Consider the following 20,358-nt stretch of genomic DNA (forward strand, 5'->3'; position numbering starts at 1 on the left):
GATTTATGGCTCCCCTTTTTCATCTTTAAGATCAATAAAAAAAGCGCCGTCCGTAAACGTGCAGAATGATATAACCGAAAGATCGCGATATCCTCTTTTTGCTAAATTTTTTTCGAGCCAGTGTTTATCTTTCCCGATTCTGTCCAGATGCTCGTTCTGAATGACCCCGTCAACGATAAGCGATGTTTCCATCTGCTTATCCTTATTGTTTTTCTTTTTGACGATCGACAGTTTGCCTGAAGACTCCAAAATGGCGTATGACACGTCAGAGATTCTATCGATGTTATTTTCCCTCAGCTGCATAAGAAGATCGTCAAAATTGTAGCGCTGCGATCTCATCGCCCGTTCATCAATTTTTCCCTGTTTTATAATAATGGTGGGTTTTCCGTCAAGCAGCTGCCGTATTTTTTGGCTTTTGAGCGAAATAAAAGCAAGGCTTACTTGAATAATCATTAAAACGACAATCGGCACAATTGTATGCAAAAGCTTATCTTTTACATTTTCAATTGCCAATACGGCAATCTCGGCAATCATAATGGAGACGACAAGGTCTAAAATGCTCAGTTCTCCGATTTCCCGTTTTCCCATCAGTCTGAAAATCACAAGAATGATAAAATAAAGCACAATCGTACGAAACGTAATAATGAAAATATCTTCCATATCGCACCTCCAACGGTCATAGCATTTGCCATCGGCTCTGAATTATGTAAGAAACGGGCTGAACATCATGCATTTACGTCTAATTCGAACATTCAGAGAATACATTTAGAAAAAGACGGGCTCCGGCTTGTCATATATCAGGCCGCAGGGCGGAGAGGAGATAAAAATGGAAGAAACGAAACAAGTGGGAAGAGGCGTCTTGTATGGCTTAGTGGCTATCTTTGCGGTGATGCTTCTTACGAGTTTGGCGATTTCGCTTTTACTGACGGTTACCTCAATGGAAGAGTCATCTTTCAGCTGGCTGATCACCGCGCTTTCCTTTCTTTCTTTATTTGCGGGCGGTTTTATATCGGGCGGCAAAGCGAAGGAAAAAGGCTGGATGATCGGAGCGTTAACCGCCGTCTGTTTTTCATTAATCATCTTGCTGTTTCAATATTTAGGGTTCGGAAAAACGTTTACATCCGGTCAGCTTTTGTTTCATCTCGGCTTTTTGGGAGTCAGCATGCTGGGCGGCATTTTCGGAGTGAATTTGAAAGGAAGCAGATCAGCGTAATAAAAAAAGAGCGGATTCTCCGCTCTTTTTTTGTATGTATGAGCTTCGCTGTTATTCAGCGGAAGCTTCTCTGATTGCGCGGCGGTCAAATGTTAAACGGGTGTTATCACCTGTTTTAATGACGACCTTGCTTTCATCAATTGAATCAACAGTGCCGTGCAATCCTCCGATTGTCACCACTGTATCCCCTTTTTTCAGCTCTTCCTGCATCTGGCGTACGGCCTTCTGCTGCTTTTGCTGCGGACGGATGAGCAGGAAATAAAGCACTGCAAACATTAAAATAATAGGAACGATTGTGCCTAAAGTACCCATCTGTTTCCCTCCTTTCAAGAATGGTTTTATTTAGAAGCTTTTCGCATTTGGCTTATTATAGCCGTAACGCTCAAAGAACTCTTCTCGGAAATCACCAAGACGATCCTCCCGGATGGCTTGTCTGACCTGCTCCATTAAGTGTAACAGAAAATGAAGGTTATGGTAAGTTGTTAATCGAATTCCAAACGTTTCATTACAGCGGATCAAATGTCTGATGTAAGCGCGGGAGTAATTTTGGCATGTATGGCAGCTGCACTCTTCATCAATCGGACGGAAATCACGCTCATATTTGGCGTTTTTCATATTCAGACGCCCTTCATTCGTAAACACCGTGCCGTTTCGGGCAATCCGGGTCGGCAGTACGCAGTCAAACATATCCACGCCGCGGATGGCGCCGTCAATTAAGGCATCCGGTGAACCCACACCCATTAAATATCTCGGCTTGTCCTTCGGTAAAAGCGGAGTTGTAAACTCAAGCACTCGGTTCATGACGTGCTTCGGCTCGCCGACAGATAATCCGCCTATGGCATAACCCGGAAAATCAAGCGAAACCAAGTCTTTTGCACTTTGTGTCCGCAGGTCTTCGTATTCTCCGCCCTGTACGATTCCGAACAGCCCCTGCTCATCTGAGCGCCCGTGCGCCTTCAGGCAGCGTTCCGCCCAGCGGCTGGTCCGTTCCACAGAGCGTTTCATGTAATCATACTCTGCCGGATACGGCGGACACTCATCAAACGCCATCATGATATCAGAGCCGAGGGCGTTTTGAATTTCCATCGCTTTTTCCGGAGATAAAAACAGCTTGTCTCCGTTTAAGTGATTGCGGAAATGAACGCCTTCTTCTTCTATATTACGAAACTTGCTCAATGAAAAGACCTGAAAACCGCCGGAATCCGTTAAAATCGCGCGGTCCCAGTTCATAAACTTATGAAGCCCGCCCGCTTCTTTTACAATGTCGTGTCCCGGGCGGAGCCATAAATGGTACGTGTTGCTTAAAATAATGCCCGCATCCATAGATTTTAGCTCGTCCGGAGACATCGTCTTTACCGTAGCAAGCGTGCCGACCGGCATAAATACAGGCGTCTCAAAGGAGCCGTGGGGCGTATGGACTCTGCCCAGGCGCGCTCCCGTTTGTTTGCATTCCTTTATAAATTCATAACGTATCGGTTGTTCAGCCACTTTGTATGAGGCCTCCTGTCATTCAAATTAGATAATCAGCATGGCGTCGCCAAAGCTGAAGAAACGATATTCCTCTTCTACCGCATGACGGTAGGCGGAAAGAACATGCTCTCTGCCGGCAAGCGCAGAAACGAGCATGATAAGGGAAGATTTCGGCAGATGAAAATTGGTGATCATGCCGTCAATCGCCTTAAATTCATATCCCGGATAAATGAAGATGGACGTCCAGCCGCTTGAAGCGGTAAATACGCCGTCATGCTCGCCGGCAATGGTTTCCAGGGTGCGCGTGGATGTCGTCCCGACCGACACAATGCGCCCTCCCGCCTTTCTGACCTCGTTTAAAGAGGCGGCGGTTTCTTCCGTCATTTCATAAAATTCCGCGTGCATGTTATGCTCTTCCACATCATCAGCACTGACCGGGCGGAATGTGCCGAGTCCCACATGAAGTGTGATAAATTCAATCCGCACACCCTTTTGCTTCAGCTCGTCCAGAATCTCTTCCGTAAAATGAAGTCCGGCCGTCGGAGCTGCGGCAGATCCGATTTCTTTTGAAAAGACGGTCTGATACCGTTCTTTATCATCAAGCTGCTCTTTAATATAAGGAGGCAGCGGCATTTCACCGAGTGATTCAAGCACTTCGTAAAAAATCCCCTCATACCGGAATTCTATTTTTCTGCCTCCGTGATCAAGCTCCTCCGTGCAGACCGCTGTCAGCCGGCCGTCGCCAAATGTCAGGACTGTTCCTTTTTTTACGCGTTTCGCCGGCTTTACGAGCGTTTCCCATGTATCATTTTCTTCCTGTTTTAATAACAGAAGCTCCACTTTCGCTCCCGTATCTTCTTTTGTGCCGAATAATCTTGCAGGCAGCACACGGGTATTGTTCAAGACGAGGCAATCCCCTTCATTAAAAAAGCTTACAATCTCTTTAAATGAACTGTCCGTCAGCCCGCCCGTCTGTTTGTCGAGCACCATCAGCCGCGATGCGTCACGCTCTTTCAGCGGCACTTGGGCAATGAGGCGTTCAGGCAGTTCAAAATCAAATAAATCGACTTTCATCATTTCACCTTTATTCTGTCTATTGTTATTTCATTCTGCCGAAAAAATTAAGCAGAATGGATAGTATCACACTGATCACAATACAAGTGACAACGGGAAAGAAAAATGTAACATTTCCCTTCTTAACGAAAATATCTCCGGGCAGCCTTCCGACAAAGTGCCAGACTGCGCCGGCAATAAGCAAAACGGCACCGAGAACCATGAGAACCTTCGGAAAGTCAGTCACGGGCGGGCGCCTCCAATCGAAAATGTTCATACACAGCGGGAGTCACGACCCGTCCCCTCGGCGTCCTCTGGAGAAATCCGATCTGCAGCAGATACGGTTCGTACACATCCTCTATTGTATGCGGTTCTTCGCCGATTGTCGCGGAAATCGTATCAAGGCCGACGGGACCGCCGCTGAATTTTTCGATCATGCCCATCAGCAGCTTATGGTCGATATGATCGAGGCCGAGCGCATCGACTTGAAGACGTTCGAGCGCATCGTGAGCGATTTCTTCCGTGATGCGGCTGTCGCCGAGCACCTGGGCAAAATCTCTCACCCTTCTGAGAAGCCGGTTTGCAACCCGCGGCGTTCCCCTTGACCGTCTGGCGATTTCCAGAGCCGGAGCTTCTTCGATATCCACTTCAAAAACGTCAGCCGTTCTTGACACGATATCTGTCAGCTCTTCCTGCGTATAGTATTCAAGGCGCGACAGCACCCCGAACCGGTCTCTGAGCGGTGCGGTCAATAATCCGACCCTTGTCGTCGCTCCTACAAGCGTAAAAGGGGGAAGGTCGAGACGGACGGAGCGGGCAGACGGGCCTTTTCCAATGACGATATCAAGGCAGAAATCCTCCATCGCCGGGTACAGCACTTCCTCAATTGAGCGGTTCAGCCTGTGAATTTCGTCTATAAACAGCACATCCCCTGGTTCGAGCGCCGTCAAAATGGCTGCCAAATCTCCCGGTCTTTCGATGGCGGGACCTGACGTCGTCCGCATCTCCACACCCATCTCATTGGCCACGATAGACGCAAGCGTTGTTTTCCCGAGACCCGGAGGCCCGTATAAAAGAACGTGGTCCAGCGTTTCCTGCCTCATTTTCGCCGCATCGATAAACACGCGCAGATTTTCTTTCACCTTCTTTTGGCCGATATACTGGGCGAGATTCTGCGGCCTGAGGCTTTGCTCGATTATTGATTCATGGCTGTCTGCTTCACTTGAAACGAGCCGTTCATCCATGAACATCACCTTACTTTAATAATTTTTGCAATGCTTTTTTCACATATTGATCTGTTGAAAGCGACGTTTCCTCTTTTAAGTGAGGAAGCACTTTTTTAATTTCTTTTTCGGCGTAGCCGAGAACCCGGAGCGCTTCAAGCGCCTCGTCAAGCGCCGTTTCAGCCTCTTGTTTTTCAATGCGCGCTTCATGATTGAACAGGTTATCAATCATTTCAGGCACGACGTCGGCCAGTTTGCCTTTCAAATCAAGAATAATCTGCCGCGCCGTTTTTTTGCCCACACCCGGAAATTTCACCAAAAAGGCTTCATCTTCCTGTTCGATCGCTTCGATGACGGCTCCGGGATCACCGGAACCGAGGATGGCGAGGGCCCCTTTAGGCCCGATGCCGGTGACGTTCAGCAGCTTTGTGAAAAGCGCTTTTTCTTCCCGGGTTGAAAAACCGTACAAAGAAAAGGCGTCTTCTTTTATATGATGATACGTAAAAATGGTCTCTTGATTGCTTACCTTATAAATAAACGGATTCGGAGTGAAGACCTGATAGCCGATTCCGCCGTTTTCAATCACGATGTATTGGGGAGATACATAATCAATCGTCCCCTTCACGAATTCAATCACACCTATTCACCTCTTTGACTGCTTATCATTGTAACACAAAAACAGCCAAAGTCTTATAGAAAAGTTAACGTATGTTCGCTTTGACACCTTCCATTCAGAAAAAAAAAAGACATGTGTCACATGTCTTGCGTCAAAGTCAGCCGCTGTAAGTCTTAATATGATCGATCACGCTCTCAAACTCCGCTTTTGTCCTGTACGGTATGCCGTGTTCCAAGTGCTTTTGCAATCGGCTTTCCAGCCTTTCTATATCAATCTGGAAGAAAGACTGAATCGGCTCGGCCAGCGATCCGGGACGGCCGTGAAAAGTGGAGATGACGCCTCCGTCCGTGACGCCGATATAACCGTTAACCTTACTGAGCGGAGAAATGTCATCAACATGCTTACGGAAAAGGACGAAGCCTTTTTTCTGCTCGACGAGCGTCCAGCCGGCATATGCGGCCCAAAAATCCTCCATCGCTAAGACGGTTTCATCCGTATGTTCAATGCCGACATCACCGTCAAGATAGACCTTTTCCAGCTGGACATGCACCCGAAGCGGCCCGTAATGCTCGACCTCCGCCCCGTATGCGCCTTTTCCTCCGCAAATCAGGACTGCAGCCGATAAGCTAAGCATAAACAATAGACGAGCACCGCAAATTCGTTTCACCAATAACACCTCTTTATTCAATCAAACTCTTGATGCTAGTTTGACCAAAGATGCCGGTGCTTAACCGTTTTCTTTCATTTGTCTGTTTCAGCCGAAAAAAAGCAGCTCTCTATATGAGGGCTGCCCCGATGATTATGCCCGGCCGGCTGAAATCAGTTTCATTTGTCCGGGCGTCAGTTTGAGCCGGTATCCCCTTACGGTCAGATACACAGTTTTTGCTCCGCGGCTTTTGTCATGCTCCGTTTTTTTCATCCCGGCCCCTCCGTTACGTTTTATTACTTTTATGTTAACACCGCAATATAAAGAGCGTTTTAAGAATATGTAAAGAAATGATGAAGCTTTACCCATAAAAATACTGCCGGATGAAATCATCCGGCAGTCCGTTTAACGGCTGTTTCTGTTCATGTCTTGCAGCTTTGTAAAAGTAGCGTTGTCGGTAAACACTTGAATTGTACGGCCGTCCGCGAATTTTTTGGCCGCATGTTTGACATGTTTATCATCATTTTTCGTAAAAGGATGATTTGTTCTGACGGCAATGACGACTCTCGTGTCAGTCACGATGACCTGACTATCCTGTACGCCTTTTACTTTTTTCACGCGGTTTGCAACTTTTGCCGCCAACCTGATGTTTTCGGCGTTGTCATACCCATTATAAGACATTGCTGCCGGCGGCGTATTGACATTTCGGCCGTTATATGTGCCGTCCGTCGTTAACGGAACCCCGTCATTAGGCGCGTACTGGTCGGACACATTTGTCGTATTATGACGGCCGTTTCGGTTTTCCATCATTTCAGAAACGGGTCCTTGATGGTCCATTCCGTACTGGCCTCTGCCGTTACCATTATCATTCGAATAATATCCGACCGGACGTGTTGACTGATTGTTGCGTCCGTCATTCATGGCATTATTTGCTCCGCATGCCGTTAAGCTTGCCGTCACGGCTAAAACGCCCGCGATCGTCATCAGTTTTTTACCCAATGGAAAAACCCCCCGTGGATTCATCGCTGTTTGAGCGTTTTCCGCTCATGTTTAGGATGTGCGGCGGGCGGCGGGTTTAAGCTTGTCAGTTATGTCCATTCCTCAGTTGGACATAAAAAAAGGAACGACATACATCGTCCCGAAACATTAATCTTCTTCTTCCTCCGGCCGTCCGAATACTTGATTTGGACTCGGCTGATTCGGCGCGACATTGGGATTTGCTCCGCCGTAAGGCATAAAATGTCCTGCGTTTGCACCCATATTCGGATACGGCTGCACAGGCATATTTGCGTGATGGTGATGTGAACCGTGGTGGTGATGATGGTGATGATGTGAATCATGGCAGCCGCAATCATCATCCTTATATTTTCCATCATGATGAGGGGCGTGTGCGTAATGTGACGAATATCCGCCGTAATACGGCATTTGACCGTAAGGAGCACCGCCGAAACCAGATGCAGAACCATCATAATGCTCTGCATTTTCATGGGCCTGGTTTTCATATTCACCGTAACCCGCATGCGGCCCAAATCCCGGATGATGGAATCCGTACGGTAACGGCATCGGCATGACCGGAAAGCCTCCAAAACCTCCTCCAAAACCGCCGAAACCTCCGCCTACCGGGAAGCAAGGGTGGCATAATCCAGAACCCGGCAGCATCGGTGTCACCGGAACCGGACAAGGACAAGGCATGCACGGCATCGGGTAATGCATAAAAGGCGGTTCAACGGCCGGCATATTCGGAAACGGGACATTCGGAATGTTTGGCATGTTCGGCAGATGATAAGCGGCGTTTTCTTCTTCCATCTTTCCGGCTTCAGGCGCCTTTGGCATATTCGGGTAATTCGCGTTTTCCATGTTGATCATTTCCTCCTGTTGTGGAATGTTATTGTCATGCTCTTTTTCTTTCGGCTCGACAAAATGTGTCACCGGTTCCTCCGGCTTAGGAGGCGACCACGGCTGAAACAGCTGATTGGACGGGTAATATTGGTTCATATCAGCTTCCGGCAGCACATTTTCATGCTTTTCAGGGATTGGCGGCACATACGGAATTGACGGCTTTGGTTCTTCCGGTATGGTGTCTTCAATGTCCACAACTGATTTCGGTTTTTCTTTGGCATATGGATGCTCATGCTTATGCGCAGACGTTCCGAAGCCGGCCTTAGGTTCTTTTCTGACCGGAACGGCTTCTGAAGGCACCTTTATCTTCATTCCAGGCATAATTAAGTCTGGATTGCTAAGCTGATGATTCAGTTTTTTTAGCTCTTCAAGATCAACTCCGTATTTTTCAGCTATTTTCCAGAGCGAATCGCCTTTTTGAACGATATGAATTTTCAACGTTTTCCCCTCCTATGCACAAAACGTGAACGGTACATTTGTCATTACAATACGTTTCTTCACACTATATGCCGGTGGACTGGGCATGATGATAAAAAATTTTGGGAAGGAGGGGAATTTTTTATAATTACGTATGACTCAGCATTCTGTTCAAAGCACGAAGCGCTTCTGTCCGAACCGCTTCCGGAACTTTAATGACACCCTTCGGCTCGCCTTTTTCAAGCTGCTCAAGCGACCACAGTAAATGCGGCAGGTCGATTCTGTTCATTGTCAGACACGGACACATATCGGGATTCAATGATTCAATCTGTTTATCCGGATGCGATTGAATGAGGCGCTGAACAAGATTCATTTCCGTGCCGATCGCCCATTTGCTTCCCGGTTCAGCCTGTTCGATCGTATCAATAATGTATTTGGTAGACCCGCTGTCGTCACTGAGCGAGACCACTTCCCGCGAACATTCCGGATGAACAATAATGCGGATGCCGGAATCCCGCTGCCGCAGCTGAGAAATATTTTCCGCTGTAAACTTTTCGTGTACGGAGCAATGCCCTTTCCAAAGGATAACCTTAATGTTTTCCGGATGGTCAGTAAGCAATCGGTTCTGCACCGGGTCCCATACAGCCATTTCTGTCAGCGGAATGCCGAGGTCATAGGCCGTATTTCTGCCTAAATGCTGATCCGGCAAAAATAAAATTCTCTCTTTTTGTTTAAAAGCCCATTTCAGCACACTCCGGGCATTTGAAGAGGTGACGGTCGCTCCCCCGTGCCGTCCGACGAATGCTTTAATTTCCGCCGTCGAGTTAACATATGTTAACGGAATGATGGTGTTACCGTACAGTTCTTGAAGCTCTTGCCATGCTTTGTCCGTCTGCTGAATATCTGCCATATCAGCCATCGAGCATCCGGCGCGCATGTCGGGCAAAATGACGGTTTGGTTATCATCAGTCAGCATATCAGCGGTTTCCGCCATAAAATGCACGCCGCAAAACACAATATATTCCGCCTCTTTATTTTTTTCTGCCACTTGAGCAAGCTGCAGGGAGTCACCTGCCGTATCGGCGAATTGTATTACTTCGTCTTTTTGATAGTGATGCCCCGGAATGAACAGACGCTTTCCGAAAGCCCGTTTAATGGCGGCGACCCGCTTTTCCATTTCTCCGGTGCTCATGTCTTTATAATGGCTCGGCATCATTTCGGCTGATGCAGTTAGCACGTCAAAAATAGACATCTTAAAAATCCCCCTGTTCCGCACCCTCAACATCCATGCTGATGTTGGCGCTTTTTATTGAATGAGTCAGAAATCCGAGTGAAATATATTGGACGCCCGTTCCTTTATAAGCGGGCAATGTGTCGAGCGTTATGCCTCCGGATGCTTCCGTTTTGATATGTCCCGGTGTCATGGCTGCAAAACGCCGGACGGACTCAGGCGGACAGTTGTCAAACATAATAACGTCTGCGCCCGCTTCTATTGCCTCGAGCAGCTGCTGTTCGGATTCGATTTCGACTTCCACCGCAAGCATCTGCCCCGCCGTTTTTCTTGCCCGCTCCACGGCCGCCTTTATCGATCCGCAGGCGGCAATATGATTATCTTTTATCATGATGCCGTCATATAAGCCGAAGCGATGATTAAAGCCGCCTCCGACCCGAACGGCGTATTTTTCCAGCATTCTGAGCCCGGGTGTCGTTTTTCTCGTATCACAAATCTTAATGGACGGATCATCAAGACGCCTTTTGGCCTCATCCGTCATTGTCGCAATGCCTGACATTCTTTGTAGGAGATTCAGAATGACCCGCTCCCCCGTAAGAAGAGCCGCCGCCTGGCCTTCCATTTCAGCGAGCACGTCTCCTTTTTTCATCCGTTCTCCGTCTTTTTTCAGGGAGCGGATGCGGATGTCATCGTGTAAAAGCTTCCATCCTTCACGGATAACGGCTTCTCCGGCAAACACGCCGTCTGTTTTTGCGATGATTCGCGCTTTACATTGCTGATCAGAAAAAATCGCTTGTGACGTCGCATCACCCGTTCCGATATCTTCCTGAAAAAAATGAGTCAGCATTTGTTTCAGCTGCAGAATGTCCATAGTTCCCCAATCCTTTCGTTTTTTCTGATAGCTGTTCCAGATGTTGAATGAATGATTTGTTTTCCGTGCCACTCTTTCTCCGTCCCGGGAAAATCAGCGCGAAAATGAGCGCCCCTGCTTTCTTCCCGAATAAGGGCTGAGGTCACAACAAGTTGCGCAGTCTTCCATAGGCTGGATAGCTCGGCTTGTTCTATTGTGATATCCTTCACATTTATATGACGCACAGATACGTTGTTAAGCCAGGATGCCAGCGCCTGCATGTTTTCTTTATCCCTGACGATGCCCGCTCCGGTTGTCATTTTGGCTTGGAGCACATGAAGCGTTGTGTCCGGCACTTCTAAGATGACATCAGATTTCTTCGGGGTTTTTTTATATCTTCCGTTTAACGGCGTTTGAGTGATATGTTCAGCACATCGTTGCCCGCTTGCCAGCGCTTCCAGCAGTGAGTTGCTCGCAAGGCGGTTCGCCCCGTGCAAGCCTGTGCAGGCGGTCTCGCCTATGGCGTACAAATCAGGCACGGACGTTTTCCCCCATGTATCGGCTTTTACTCCGCCCATTAAAAAATGCATTCCGGGTGCTACGGGAATCCCGCTTTCAAGATCAACACCGGCTGTTTGACAAATTTCTGTTATGGTCGGAAAACGTTTCTTAAAATCGGCTATTCGGCTGCAATTTATAAAAACAGGATTTTCTTTCATCATTTCTTCATAAATCGCCCGTGAAACCACATCCCGGGGCGCCAAATCTTCTAGTGCGTGTCTGCCAGCCATGATCCTGCGCCCGAAGCGATCCGCTAAATATCCGCCTTCTCCTCTCACTGCTTCAGAAATCAGACCGTACACAGTCCCGTTTTTCACAAGGAGGGTCGGGTGGAACTGGGTGAACTCCATATCCGTGATCTCAGCTCCAGCGCGGAAGGCAAGAGCGATGCCGTCTCCCGTTATGGCGGAATCATTTGTGTGATATTGGTACAAACTGCCGCAGCCGCCTGATGCAAGCACTACACAATCCGCTCTTCTGTAAGAAACAGCGCCTGAAGCATCCTTTACGGCAACACCTGCGCATCGTCCGTGTTCAATCAGCAGATCAACAACTGTCTCGTGTTCAATGATCCGTATGCCGTCCCTCAGCTGCTGAACCAGAAACTCAACCAACATCCGTCCGGTCGCATCTCCCCCGGCGTGCAGAATTCTCCTTTTGGAATGAGCGCCTTCCCTGCCGAGACAAAACGTTCCGTCCGACTTCGTATCAAAAGGGAAATGGCCTTCTATCAGCCTGTTTATCATGCTCTGTCCGCTTTTCAGCAAATCCCGCACGGCTGTCACGTCATTGTGTCCGCATCCCGCATACAGTGTATCGTTCACATGGGATTCTATAGAGTCATCTTTTGCGTATGAAACAGCAATCCCGCCTTGAGCATAATGCGAATTGCTGTTCGTTACGTTTCTCTTTGTGATGACGGTCACTTGGTATGACGGAGGAAATGAGGAAGCACAGGCAAGGGCCGCCGTCCCCGAACCAATGACGATAATTGTTTTTTCAGACATACATCACCCTCCTGTTATTTACACCTGTCTTGACACCTATATTTACACAACGATAAAATAAACTCAAGCTTTTTTTTAACATAAACGGATAGGAGACGGGCTGTATGATTTATCTTGATTACGCGGCGGGAGCGCCTTTAAGCAAAGAAGCCGCGAAAGTCTTTCAGCATCTCAGCACAGAGGTATACGGCAATGCAAGCAGCCTTCATGACGCCGGAGGAAGAGCAGCGGACGTGCTGGAATATTGCAGACATTCTGCAGGAAAATTGATCGGCGGAGCGGCAGACGGCATTTACTTTACAAGCGGCGGAACGGAAGCGAACATCCTGGCCGTCCAATCATTGCTGCACGGTCTGCCCGATCACAAAAAACATTTTATTACGACCGCAATGGAACACCATTCGATCCATAATGCCGCGGCGTTTTTAGCTGACCGGGGAATTGATGTCACCATCATATATCCCGACGAAAACGGCCTTATAACCGAGGACATACTGGCGGCTCATATCCGTCCTGACACAGGGCTCGTTTCCATACAGCACGCCAATTCAGAAACCGGCCTCATCCAGCCTGTGAATCGTCTGGCCGCTTTTCTTCACCAGAGAAACATTTTGCTGCATTGCGATTGTGTTCAAAGTTTCGGCAAACTGCCGATTGATGCGGATCAGGCGGGAATCGACGCCCTTTCCGTCTCCGGTCATAAAGTATACGGCCCGAAAGGCACCGGGGCTGTTTACATTCGGCCCGGTGTCAGCTGGAATCCGGTTTATCCGCATACCGTGCATGAAAACGGGTTCAGGCCCGGTACGGTGAATGTGCCGGCCATCGGCGCTTTTACCGCTGCTGCGGAGTATGCAGTGAATCATATGGAGGAACACCGTGAGCATGCTGACAGGCTGAGGAATTATTTGTATGACCAAATTCGGCGTCAAGGCCTCCCCATTTCATTTTCAGAGGAAGAAATCGGCGGTGAATGCCTGCCCCACATTGTCGGGTGTTTTTTTCACTCCTTTGAAGGACAATATATTATGTTAGAATGTAATCGTAACGATATTTGCATCTCAACCGGGAGCGCATGTTCCGCCGGCAGTCACGCCCCTTCTTCAGCTATGAAGGCGCTGAGAAAAACCGAACGGGAAGCGCGGCAGTTTTTCCGGATCTCATTCGGAAACGAAACAACATGTGAACAGCTCGATATGCTGATACATACATTTACGGCGCTATGGGAGCAAAAGAAAGGAGAATCAGCAATTTGACAGAAGGAACGAAGCTTACTGGGGAGAAAAGACGCGACATGCTGCTTCATTGGCTGAAAGAAGCCGGCTCGCCATTAACAGGAGGCGAATTGGCCAAAAAAGCAAATGTCTCAAGACAGGTGATCGTGCAGGACATATCGCTCTTGAAAGCAAAAAACGAGCCGATTATCGCGACGAGCCAAGGCTACTTATACATCAGCATAAATGCCGGCGGCGGAAATAACGCCGAACGGATTGTCGCCTGTCTGCACGGCCCGGAGCGGACGGAAGAAGAGCTTGAACTCATTGTCGATGAAGGTGTCACCATAAAGGACGTCATTATTGAACACCCCGTATACGGCGATTTAACCGCCGCCATAAGAGTCAGCACACGGAAAGAAGTCAAACAATTCATGGATCACATTAACTCGACAAATGCCGCTTACCTTTCACAGCTGACCGGAGGCGTGCACCTTCATACGTTAAGCGCCCCGACAAAAGAGCGGATTGACCAAGCCTGCCAAGCGCTGGACGACGCGGGTATTTTAATAAAAGATTAAAAAAAAAGCCCCCTGAAGGGCTTTTTTTATATCGAGTAGGATTGATATGTTCCCAGAAGCTTGACCCGGCAGCCGAGGGCTTCCATCTCTTGAACGGCACCGGGAATGAGAACCTGATCCATCGCCTGTTCAATATCAATAATAAAGAAATAGTTGCCGAGACCCGTTTTTGTCGGGCGCGATTCGATCTTTGATAAATTCAGGTTTCTCCATGAAAAAGCGGACAGCACCCTGTGCAGCGCACCTGATTGGTCATCCTGGGGAAGCGTTACCATCATCGTCGTTTTCGGCCGTGAAGACAGTTTCGCATTCACTTCGAATGAGACGTCTTTTTCAGGCGAAAGAATGACAAATCTCGTGTGGTTGTCCTGATAATCCTGAATATCCCGCTTCACGATGCTCAATCCGTATGTAGCGGCGGCCATTTCATTTGCAATCACGCCGATCGGAAGGTCCGAATGCTCACTGACATACTTGGCAGCCGCACCTGTTGACTTCGCATATTCATAAGGAACGGACGAAAAATGCCGGTGAAGAAATTTGTGGCATTGCGCAATCGCATGGGAATGAGAATAAATTTTCTCAAGCTTTTTCCACTCATTTTCTCTTGAAGGGTGAACGAGCAGATGCTGGTGAATCGGCAGCGTCATTTCCCCCACGATCGCAAGAGGCTGCTCATGAATCAAATAGTCAATCGTTAAGTTAACCGAGCCCTCCAGCGCGTTTTCCAAAGGAACAAATGCAAGATCAACTTCTCCCGCAACCGCCGCATCCATGCATGCCGGTATTGTTTGATAAGGTGCTTGTGTCACGCTGTTTTGAAAGCAGGAACTGACTGCTAGATGTGTAAATGTGGCTTCTGGCCCTAAATAACCGACTTTCATGTCTCTTCTCTCCTTACGCGCCTGACCCTAAGATCTCAACTTTTTCTATAAAATCAAATTTTCTCAGTTTATTCATTAACGTATGAATGTTTTCTTCCATTGCGGACGTACTGATTGAGAGCGTGACATTCGCCCTGCCCTGAAGCGGAATCGTCTGGTGAATGGAAAGCACGTTGCTTCCTGAGTCAGCCACAGCCTGTAAAAGCTGGGATAACGCGCCTGACCGATCCTCCAAATGAAAGAAAAGTGTGATTATTTGTTCTTTAACCATCGTGTAAAAAGGGAAAACCGCATCTCGGTATTTGTAAAAAGCGCTTCTGCTTAAATCAACTTTCTGCACGGCATCTGCAACCGATTCAGCCTTTTTTCTGTCGAGCAGCTTTTTGACTTCAAGGGTTTTCCGCATCGCATCAGGCAGAACGTCTTCACGCACTAAATAAAATGTCTCTTCTTTCACCTGCACCCCTCCCTTTTACATCAGAGAGCCTGCAACGCAAGCTCTCCGTTTTTTTAATCAATAAATTCAAATTCAAATTCCAGAAGCCGGATGATATCGCCGTCTTTAGCACCGCGTTCTCTGAGCGCTTCATCAACGCCCATACCGCGCATCTGTCTTGCAAAACGCTTGACGGATTCGTCACGGGAGAAGTCAGTCATTTTAAAGAGGCGTTCCAGGCTGTCACCTGAAAGCACAAACGCGCCGTCCGGATCACGGGTAATGTTAAATGGAATTTCTTCGTCTTCCATCGTGTACATTACGCGGTTTTCCGCCAGTTCTTCTTCATCATACAGCGGGAATTCAGGCGTTGTTTCCAGCTGGTTGGCGACTTCAAACAGAAGATCGCGGAGCCCTTCTCTCGTCACCGCACTGATCGGGAAGACAGGGTGATCATCCTGAAGCTTTTCTTTAAACGCTTTAAGATTTTCAGCCGCTTCGGGCATGTCCATTTTATTCGCAACGATAATTTGCGGACGTTCCGTCAGCCGCAGATTATATTCACTGAGCTCCTGATTAATGGTCACATAATCCTCATATGGATCACGGCCTTCCATCGCTGACATGTCAATGACATGAACGATGACGCGCGTCCGTTCGATATGGCGGAGAAATTGGTGGCCTAAGCCGACTCCTTCGTGCGCTCCTTCAATCAAACCGGGCAAATCCGCCATGACGAAGCTTCTTCCGTCATCCGTTTCCACCATGCCCAGATTCGGAACAAGCGTTGTAAAATGATAATCGGCGATTTTCGGCTTTGCCGATGAAACGACAGACAGAAGCGTAGATTTTCCGACGCTCGGGAAGCCGACGAGACCTACGTCTGCAAGCACTTTCAGTTCAAGCACGATATAGCGCTCTTTTCCGGGCTCTCCGTGCTCTGACAGCTGCGGTGCCGGGTTGGCCGGTGTCGCAAAGCGGGTATTTCCGCGTCCGCCGCGTCCGCCTTTTGCGATGACGGCGCGCTGCCCGTGCTCAGTCAGATCGGCAATGACCTGTTTTGTATCGTCATCCGTTACGACTGTGCCGGGCGGAACTTTAACAACCATATCGTCCGCATTTCTGCCGTGCTGGTTTTTAGACATGCCGTGCTCGCCGCGTATCGCTTTGAAATGCCGCTGGTACCGGAAGTCCATGAGCGTGCGCAGTCCTTCATCAACCTCAAAAACGACGTCGCCTCCATTACCTCCGTCACCGCCGGCAGGCCCGCCTTTCGGCACATATTTTTCACGGCGGAACGCAACCATTCCGTTACCGCCGTCGCCGCCTTTTACATATACTTTCACCTGATCTACAAACATAATATCCTCCGTTCTAAACCGTAAAAAACCGCTAGTTCATTCCAATTTCGGCCACACATTCATGGCCGGTCAGCTCAAATTGCATGACATCAAAGTCCTCATACCGGGATTTGCGAAGTTCATCAAACACATCTGCATTTGCAATCGTTCCATGAAAATCGAGATATACAATAAGCTGTCTGTCAGGGTGATCCGTCTGCAGCGATACGGTCAGATGATTTTCACTTTCATTGCTTACTGCCAGACCGAACAGATGAAACAGTTTTCTCATCAGGTTCGACAGCTTTTGATCATATGCCGATAAATCTTTAATTTCTCCGAGCACTTCGTATTCGAGTCTCATATAACGGGACTTCCAATTAAATGTAAGAAAGTCAAACGCCAAGTGCGGGGTTTTCAGGTTTGAGAGCTTTGATTCGTGCTTTGCATCTATGACCATTTCGTCAATAATTTCAACGACCCTGTCATACTTCTGCAAACTTAAGTTTCCTTTTATCAGCTGCAGCTTATTCATCCAATCATGACGGAAATGGCCCATTAATTGGATCAGCTCATTGATCAGAGCCGCATCGCTTACAGGTTCTTCTTGTTTCTTCGATACATCCTTCATTTTCGCACTCCCAATCGTTTAATTTCTTTTTAGGAGTCTTGATAAGTGTGTACTATGAATTATAACAGAGAAGGCTTTGTTAAAAAAACACTTGTTTTTCCTGGTTCATCATGTTCCTTTTTCGGATCGCATACAATGCGGATGCCAGGCAGAAACATTTTTGGTATCACTGCTTGGGGAACATATCCAGTGGGTATGGGAAGCTGATGTCCTCATTCAAGGCGGGGTTCACTCACGCATCCTCTGCTTTTCATTCTTGATGTTACTCCGCTTACTGCAAAAAAAACTCCAGTCAACGACCGGAGTTTTTTGTGTCATTATTGAGCTACAGGATATACGCTCACTTTTTTGCGGTCACGGCCGAAACGTTCGAATTTAACAGTTCCGTCGATTTTAGCAAAAAGAGTGTCATCTCCTCCGCGGCCCACGTTTTCACCTGGGTAGATTTTCGTTCCGCGTTGACGGTAAAGGATAGATCCGCCTGTTACGAATTGACCGTCTGCACGTTTAGCGCCTAAACGTTTAGATTCAGAGTCACGTCCGTTCTTTGTAGAACCTACACCTTTTTTAGAAGCGAAAAACTGAAGATCTAATCTAAGCATGTAACTCACCTCCTATATTTGGTTTGCAGTCAACCGTAAGTGTTCACTGTAATCCCGCTCGATCGTTTCAAGAGAAACAATCATGCCTTCAATCAGCAGCTGCGCTTTTTGCAAAGCTTCCTGATCAGCGGCTTCAGGGAATTCAAAGTAGAAATAACCCCCGTCCTCGCCTATATCAAGAATCGGTTCGAGAGGAGCCAGCGCGATAACCGCATTGACCGCTCCGAAAACGACAGCTGTGACCCCGGCGCATACGAGATCTCGTCCATGTTCAGCAAAATCGGCATGTCCCGTCATTTCAAAGGACAAAATGCCCCCGTCATTCCGGGATCTTCGAATTGTTGCCTCAATCATGCTTACGCGTTGATTTTTTCGATTGTCAATTTAGTATAAGGCTGACGATGACCTTGTTTTTTATGAACATTTTTCTTTGGCTTGTAACGGAAAACAGTGATTTTTTTCGCACGGCCTTGTTTTTCAACTTTAGCTGTAACTGTCGCGCCTGCAACTGTTGGGTTGCCGACTTTCACGCTGTCTCCGCCAACAAACAATACGTCTTCAAACGTCACTGTTTCACCTGCTTCAGCAGCAAGTTTTTCGATGTAAACAGTTTGACCTTCTTCAACTTTGATTTGTTTTCCGCCTGTTTTAATGATTGCGTACATTCTCTGCACCTCCTATTAGACTAAGACTCGCCAGCAACAGGGGGCTTTAAAGCTCTTATCACCTGTCCCGAGCGGTTGTAGCATTGGTGCTACATCCATAACATTAAAAAATATATCAGAACCAAAAGGATATGTCAATCTATTTCTAGTAAGGCAGCAGCAGGTCTTCCATAGAAGAATCTGTCCGTTTATCGGCAAAATACGCATGAAGCACTTCATTTTCATCGAGCTGGCTGAGCTTTTCTCCGGCTTTTTCAATGATAATAGGGTGCTTGCATCCCCGTTTGAATTCGGCCATGACATGCTTTACTTTGGCATCGGCCGCGACCGTCAAAGGATGCAGCATGGCGACATCGCGGTTTTTGCCGTAGTATCTCTCCAAAAGAAACCTCAGCTGAATATAGTGCCGCTTCCGGTATTCATCCCATAAAGAAGCGGTGAGAAAGACGAACAGCACCCATGCGCTGACCTGAAGGGGGACGGCCAGCACAATCCAGCAGCAGAGTAAAAGCGCGGAAACAGCCGATGTCTGCAGGCTGAGGAGATGCGCTTTTTGAAAAGCCATTTGTTTGGAGAAGTATAAAAACACAAACTTTCCGCCGTCAAGCGGCCAGATCGGCAAAAGATTGATGAAAAGAATGGAGAGATTATAAAAGGTAAACATCTCAAATGTCTGCTCACTTGCAAAACCTGACATGAAAAAGAGCCAGGCTGCCGCCTGAAGCCACACATGCTGAAGCGGGCCCGCCAGGATGACCGCGAATTCCTCTTTAAGCGGCCGGTTTCCGTGCTCCTCCACCTCAACCGTCCCGCCGAAAGGGAGCAGAAAGATTCGTTTAATGCGCCACGAAAAAAACACAGCCAGAGCAGCATGCCCCAGCTCATGAACGGATACGACCAGCAAAAGACACAGCAGCGCTTTGATGTGCCCCGTCATAAGACCAAGCCCCATGATAATCCAAAGAAAAGGATGGACATGAACTTTGAAAAGGAGGCTGAGCCATTTATTCATCAAAAGTGATCACCTGGATCGGATCTATGAATTTATCGCCATCCTGGATCGCGAAATAGTACTGGCCTTTACTTTTATCGTTGAGCTTGATCGAACCGATCTTTTTCCCTTTATCAACAAAGTCGTACAATGAAACGTTAACATCTTTTAGCCGGCCGTAAATGCTGCTGGTATTGTCGGCATGCTGCACCTTCACCGTCAGCCCTGTTTTTTTATCTTTGCTCACTTCCATAATGTAGCCTTCTTTTACGCTGTCAATGGCTTCACTGGCAGTTTCGACGACGACGCCCTCTCCGTTATTTTGAAAGTCCTGCTGGATTTTCCCCGCGGCAGGAACAGCCATATCCTGACTGACCGCCACCTGACCGTCCTTCTTTTTCGTTCCCGGCGTAAGAAAAGCGAGCGGATTTCCGAAGGAAGATACGAACCAATTGCTTACGGCAGCAAACTGAAATTCTTTTTGAAAGGTTTGTGCGATCGCCGGTTTGATCTGACTCAGCGGCTGTTTGTCAGTTTTATAGGCAATAGCGGAGATCAGTACGAGACAGGCGGCCAGCAGGCATTTTAAAATAATTGAATGAGCGCTGATCAATGGATGCCGTCCGTTAAATTCGGGCGGGTGTTCCGTTTGATATTCGTAGTCCGGTAGAAGCTTGTGCTTTTCCTGCTCCTTGACCGTCTGCCACGCGGGAAAATTCTGCGTTTGGACGTTTTGAACGAAAGTCCGTTTTGATTCAGGCCGCTGTTTTCTTCTTTTGGCCAGTCTTTTTCTAATTTCATCAGCTCTGTGACTCATCGCCATCATCC

The 20,358-nt window shown here is 47.9% G+C and carries 26 protein-coding genes and 1 other annotated feature; of the genes, 3 read left to right on the forward strand and 23 right to left on the reverse strand.

Features of this window, described 5'->3' with window-relative positions; translation table 11 throughout:
• Window positions 1–3: 3 nt before the first annotated feature.
• Window positions 4–660 (reverse strand): DUF421 domain-containing protein, encoded by a 657-nt coding sequence (locus MY7_RS11320; protein ID WP_003152699.1) that lies wholly within the window; start codon window positions 658–660, stop codon window positions 4–6.
• Between the two features lie 166 nt (window positions 661–826).
• Here MY7_RS11320 and MY7_RS11325 point away from each other — a divergent pair, with 166 nt between their 5' ends.
• Window positions 827–1,213, forward strand: coding sequence for a TIGR04086 family membrane protein (locus MY7_RS11325; protein WP_003152697.1), 387 nt, complete (start codon window positions 827–829; stop codon window positions 1,211–1,213).
• Window positions 1,214–1,264: 51 nt separating this feature from the next.
• On the opposite strand, the gene yajC is transcribed toward MY7_RS11325, so the two are convergent.
• The 13 genes from yajC to nadB form a co-directional block, all read right to left on the reverse strand.
• Window positions 1,265–1,525 carry a preprotein translocase subunit YajC gene (gene yajC / locus MY7_RS11330; protein ID WP_007408187.1) on the reverse strand — a complete coding sequence of 87 codons (261 nt, stop codon included), beginning with the start codon at window positions 1,523–1,525 and terminating at the stop codon, window positions 1,265–1,267.
• A gap of 30 nt (window positions 1,526–1,555) precedes the next feature.
• Window positions 1,556–2,701, reverse strand: a complete 1,146-nt coding sequence (tgt, locus tag MY7_RS11335; RefSeq protein ID WP_007612844.1) for a tRNA guanosine(34) transglycosylase Tgt — start codon at window positions 2,699–2,701, stop codon at window positions 1,556–1,558.
• Between the two features lie 27 nt (window positions 2,702–2,728).
• The gene (gene queA / locus MY7_RS11340; protein ID WP_029326052.1) at window positions 2,729–3,757 is read right to left on the reverse strand and encodes a tRNA preQ1(34) S-adenosylmethionine ribosyltransferase-isomerase QueA; all 1,029 of its coding nucleotides are present in this window, start codon (window positions 3,755–3,757) and stop codon (window positions 2,729–2,731) included.
• A 25-nt stretch (window positions 3,758–3,782) separates the two neighbouring features.
• Entirely contained in the window at window positions 3,783–3,983 is a 201-nt protein-coding gene (locus MY7_RS11345) for a DUF2905 domain-containing protein (RefSeq protein ID WP_003152687.1), read from the reverse strand.
• On the reverse strand, window positions 3,976–4,980 hold the full coding sequence (gene ruvB / locus MY7_RS11350; protein WP_003152685.1) for a Holliday junction branch migration DNA helicase RuvB: 1,005 nt from the start codon (window positions 4,978–4,980) through the stop codon (window positions 3,976–3,978). Before ruvB ends, MY7_RS11345 begins: the two co-directional genes overlap by 8 nt.
• Window positions 4,981–4,990: 10 nt before the next feature.
• Window positions 4,991–5,596, reverse strand: a complete 606-nt coding sequence (gene ruvA, locus MY7_RS11355) for a Holliday junction branch migration protein RuvA (RefSeq protein WP_007612848.1) — start codon at window positions 5,594–5,596, stop codon at window positions 4,991–4,993.
• Window positions 5,597–5,732: 136 nt separating this feature from the next.
• Window positions 5,733–6,242, reverse strand: a complete 510-nt coding sequence (locus tag MY7_RS11360) for an intercompartmental signaling factor BofC (RefSeq protein ID WP_029326051.1) — start codon at window positions 6,240–6,242, stop codon at window positions 5,733–5,735.
• Between the two features lie 132 nt (window positions 6,243–6,374).
• Window positions 6,375–6,494 carry a hypothetical protein gene (locus MY7_RS20160; protein WP_007612850.1) on the reverse strand — a complete coding sequence of 40 codons (120 nt, stop codon included), beginning with the start codon at window positions 6,492–6,494 and terminating at the stop codon, window positions 6,375–6,377.
• Between the two features lie 132 nt (window positions 6,495–6,626).
• The gene (locus tag MY7_RS11370; RefSeq protein ID WP_007612851.1) at window positions 6,627–7,220 is read right to left on the reverse strand and encodes a YhcN/YlaJ family sporulation lipoprotein; all 594 of its coding nucleotides are present in this window, start codon (window positions 7,218–7,220) and stop codon (window positions 6,627–6,629) included.
• Window positions 7,221–7,367: 147 nt separating this feature from the next.
• Window positions 7,368–8,558: a SafA/ExsA family spore coat assembly protein gene (gene safA, locus MY7_RS11375; RefSeq protein WP_007612852.1), complete on the reverse strand. Its 1,191-nt coding sequence runs from the start codon at window positions 8,556–8,558 to the stop codon at window positions 7,368–7,370.
• 127 nt (window positions 8,559–8,685) lie between these two features.
• The gene (gene nadA / locus MY7_RS11380) at window positions 8,686–9,789 is read right to left on the reverse strand and encodes a quinolinate synthase NadA (RefSeq protein ID WP_029326050.1); all 1,104 of its coding nucleotides are present in this window, start codon (window positions 9,787–9,789) and stop codon (window positions 8,686–8,688) included.
• A 1-nt stretch (window position 9,790) separates the two neighbouring features.
• Window positions 9,791–10,639, reverse strand: a complete 849-nt coding sequence (gene nadC, locus MY7_RS11385; RefSeq protein ID WP_007612854.1) for a carboxylating nicotinate-nucleotide diphosphorylase — start codon at window positions 10,637–10,639, stop codon at window positions 9,791–9,793.
• Window positions 10,621–12,186 (reverse strand): L-aspartate oxidase, encoded by a 1,566-nt coding sequence (gene nadB / locus MY7_RS11390; RefSeq protein WP_007612855.1) that lies wholly within the window; start codon window positions 12,184–12,186, stop codon window positions 10,621–10,623. Before nadB ends, nadC begins: the two co-directional genes overlap by 19 nt.
• 104 nt (window positions 12,187–12,290) lie before the next feature.
• Here nadB and MY7_RS11395 point away from each other — a divergent pair, with 104 nt between their 5' ends.
• Together MY7_RS11395 and MY7_RS11400 are read left to right on the forward strand one after the other, a co-directional pair.
• Window positions 12,291–13,442, forward strand: a complete 1,152-nt coding sequence (locus tag MY7_RS11395; protein ID WP_007612856.1) for an IscS subfamily cysteine desulfurase — start codon at window positions 12,291–12,293, stop codon at window positions 13,440–13,442.
• Window positions 13,439–13,981 (forward strand): transcription repressor NadR, encoded by a 543-nt coding sequence (locus tag MY7_RS11400; RefSeq protein ID WP_029326049.1) that lies wholly within the window; start codon window positions 13,439–13,441, stop codon window positions 13,979–13,981. The genes MY7_RS11395 and MY7_RS11400 overlap by 4 nt, the downstream gene beginning before the upstream one ends.
• A 26-nt stretch (window positions 13,982–14,007) precedes the next feature.
• On the opposite strand, the gene pheA is transcribed toward MY7_RS11400, so the two are convergent.
• The 9 genes from pheA to MY7_RS11445 form a co-directional block, all read right to left on the reverse strand.
• Complete coding sequence (gene pheA / locus MY7_RS11405) at window positions 14,008–14,865, reverse strand: prephenate dehydratase (protein WP_003152668.1); 858 nt, start codon at window positions 14,863–14,865, stop codon at window positions 14,008–14,010.
• Window positions 14,866–14,878: 13 nt separating this feature from the next.
• Entirely contained in the window at window positions 14,879–15,322 is a 444-nt protein-coding gene (gene thrR / locus MY7_RS11410; RefSeq protein WP_007408173.1) for a transcriptional regulator ThrR, read from the reverse strand.
• A gap of 53 nt (window positions 15,323–15,375) precedes the next feature.
• Complete coding sequence (gene obgE, locus MY7_RS11415; protein WP_007408172.1) at window positions 15,376–16,662, reverse strand: GTPase ObgE; 1,287 nt, start codon at window positions 16,660–16,662, stop codon at window positions 15,376–15,378.
• 31 nt (window positions 16,663–16,693) lie between these two features.
• Entirely contained in the window at window positions 16,694–17,272 is a 579-nt protein-coding gene (locus MY7_RS11420) for a sporulation initiation phosphotransferase B (RefSeq protein WP_007612865.1), read from the reverse strand.
• A 317-nt stretch (window positions 17,273–17,589) separates the two neighbouring features.
• Window positions 17,590–17,874 carry a 50S ribosomal protein L27 gene (gene rpmA, locus MY7_RS11425; RefSeq protein ID WP_003152662.1) on the reverse strand — a complete coding sequence of 95 codons (285 nt, stop codon included), beginning with the start codon at window positions 17,872–17,874 and terminating at the stop codon, window positions 17,590–17,592.
• A 12-nt stretch (window positions 17,875–17,886) separates the two neighbouring features.
• On the reverse strand, window positions 17,887–18,228 hold the full coding sequence (locus MY7_RS11430) for a ribosomal-processing cysteine protease Prp (protein WP_012118103.1): 342 nt from the start codon (window positions 18,226–18,228) through the stop codon (window positions 17,887–17,889).
• Between the two features lie 2 nt (window positions 18,229–18,230).
• Window positions 18,231–18,539, reverse strand: a complete 309-nt coding sequence (gene rplU, locus MY7_RS11435; RefSeq protein WP_003152660.1) for a 50S ribosomal protein L21 — start codon at window positions 18,537–18,539, stop codon at window positions 18,231–18,233.
• 13 nt (window positions 18,540–18,552) lie between these two features.
• Window positions 18,553–18,626: a sequence feature (ribosomal protein L21 leader region), on the reverse strand.
• 58 nt (window positions 18,627–18,684) lie between these two features.
• Window positions 18,685–19,551, reverse strand: a complete 867-nt coding sequence (locus MY7_RS11440; protein WP_007612866.1) for a M50 family metallopeptidase — start codon at window positions 19,549–19,551, stop codon at window positions 18,685–18,687.
• The gene (locus MY7_RS11445) at window positions 19,544–20,347 is read right to left on the reverse strand and encodes a M23 family metallopeptidase (RefSeq protein WP_007612867.1); all 804 of its coding nucleotides are present in this window, start codon (window positions 20,345–20,347) and stop codon (window positions 19,544–19,546) included. Before MY7_RS11445 ends, MY7_RS11440 begins: the two co-directional genes overlap by 8 nt.
• Window positions 20,348–20,358: the final 11 nt, after the last annotated feature.

This window comes from Bacillus sp. 5B6 (genome assembly GCF_000259405.1).
GTDB classification, from domain to species: Bacteria; Bacillota; Bacilli; order Bacillales; family Bacillaceae; genus Bacillus; species Bacillus velezensis.

Bases quoted from the DNA above. Each gene is read 5' to 3' on its own strand.
- MY7_RS11320 (WP_003152699.1), bottom strand. From the start codon at position 660: ATGGAAGATATTTTCATTATTACGTTTCGTACGATTGTGCTTTATTTT.
- MY7_RS11325 (WP_003152697.1), top strand. From the start codon at position 827: ATGGAAGAAACGAAACAAGTGGGAAGAGGCGTCTTGTATGGCTTAGTG.
- yajC (WP_007408187.1), bottom strand. From the start codon at position 1,525: ATGGGTACTTTAGGCACAATCGTTCCTATTATTTTAATGTTTGCAGTG.
- queA (WP_029326052.1), bottom strand. From the start codon at position 3,757: ATGAAAGTCGATTTATTTGATTTTGAACTGCCTGAACGCCTCATTGCC.
- ruvB (WP_003152685.1), bottom strand. From the start codon at position 4,980: ATGGATGAACGGCTCGTTTCAAGTGAAGCAGACAGCCATGAATCAATA.
- MY7_RS20160 (WP_007612850.1), bottom strand. From the start codon at position 6,494: ATGAAAAAAACGGAGCATGACAAAAGCCGCGGAGCAAAAACTGTGTAT.
- nadA (WP_029326050.1), bottom strand. From the start codon at position 9,789: ATGTCTATTTTTGACGTGCTAACTGCATCAGCCGAAATGATGCCGAGC.
- nadC (WP_007612854.1), bottom strand. From the start codon at position 10,639: ATGGACATTCTGCAGCTGAAACAAATGCTGACTCATTTTTTTCAGGAA.
- nadB (WP_007612855.1), bottom strand. From the start codon at position 12,186: ATGTCTGAAAAAACAATTATCGTCATTGGTTCGGGGACGGCGGCCCTT.
- MY7_RS11395 (WP_007612856.1), top strand. From the start codon at position 12,291: ATGATTTATCTTGATTACGCGGCGGGAGCGCCTTTAAGCAAAGAAGCC.
- pheA (WP_003152668.1), bottom strand. From the start codon at position 14,865: ATGAAAGTCGGTTATTTAGGGCCAGAAGCCACATTTACACATCTAGCA.
- obgE (WP_007408172.1), bottom strand. From the start codon at position 16,662: ATGTTTGTAGATCAGGTGAAAGTATATGTAAAAGGCGGCGACGGCGGT.
- MY7_RS11420 (WP_007612865.1), bottom strand. From the start codon at position 17,272: ATGAAGGATGTATCGAAGAAACAAGAAGAACCTGTAAGCGATGCGGCT.
- rpmA (WP_003152662.1), bottom strand. From the start codon at position 17,874: ATGCTTAGATTAGATCTTCAGTTTTTCGCTTCTAAAAAAGGTGTAGGT.
- MY7_RS11430 (WP_012118103.1), bottom strand. From the start codon at position 18,228: ATGATTGAGGCAACAATTCGAAGATCCCGGAATGACGGGGGCATTTTG.
- rplU (WP_003152660.1), bottom strand. From the start codon at position 18,539: ATGTACGCAATCATTAAAACAGGCGGAAAACAAATCAAAGTTGAAGAA.
- MY7_RS11440 (WP_007612866.1), bottom strand. From the start codon at position 19,551: ATGAATAAATGGCTCAGCCTCCTTTTCAAAGTTCATGTCCATCCTTTT.
- MY7_RS11445 (WP_007612867.1), bottom strand. From the start codon at position 20,347: ATGAGTCACAGAGCTGATGAAATTAGAAAAAGACTGGCCAAAAGAAGA.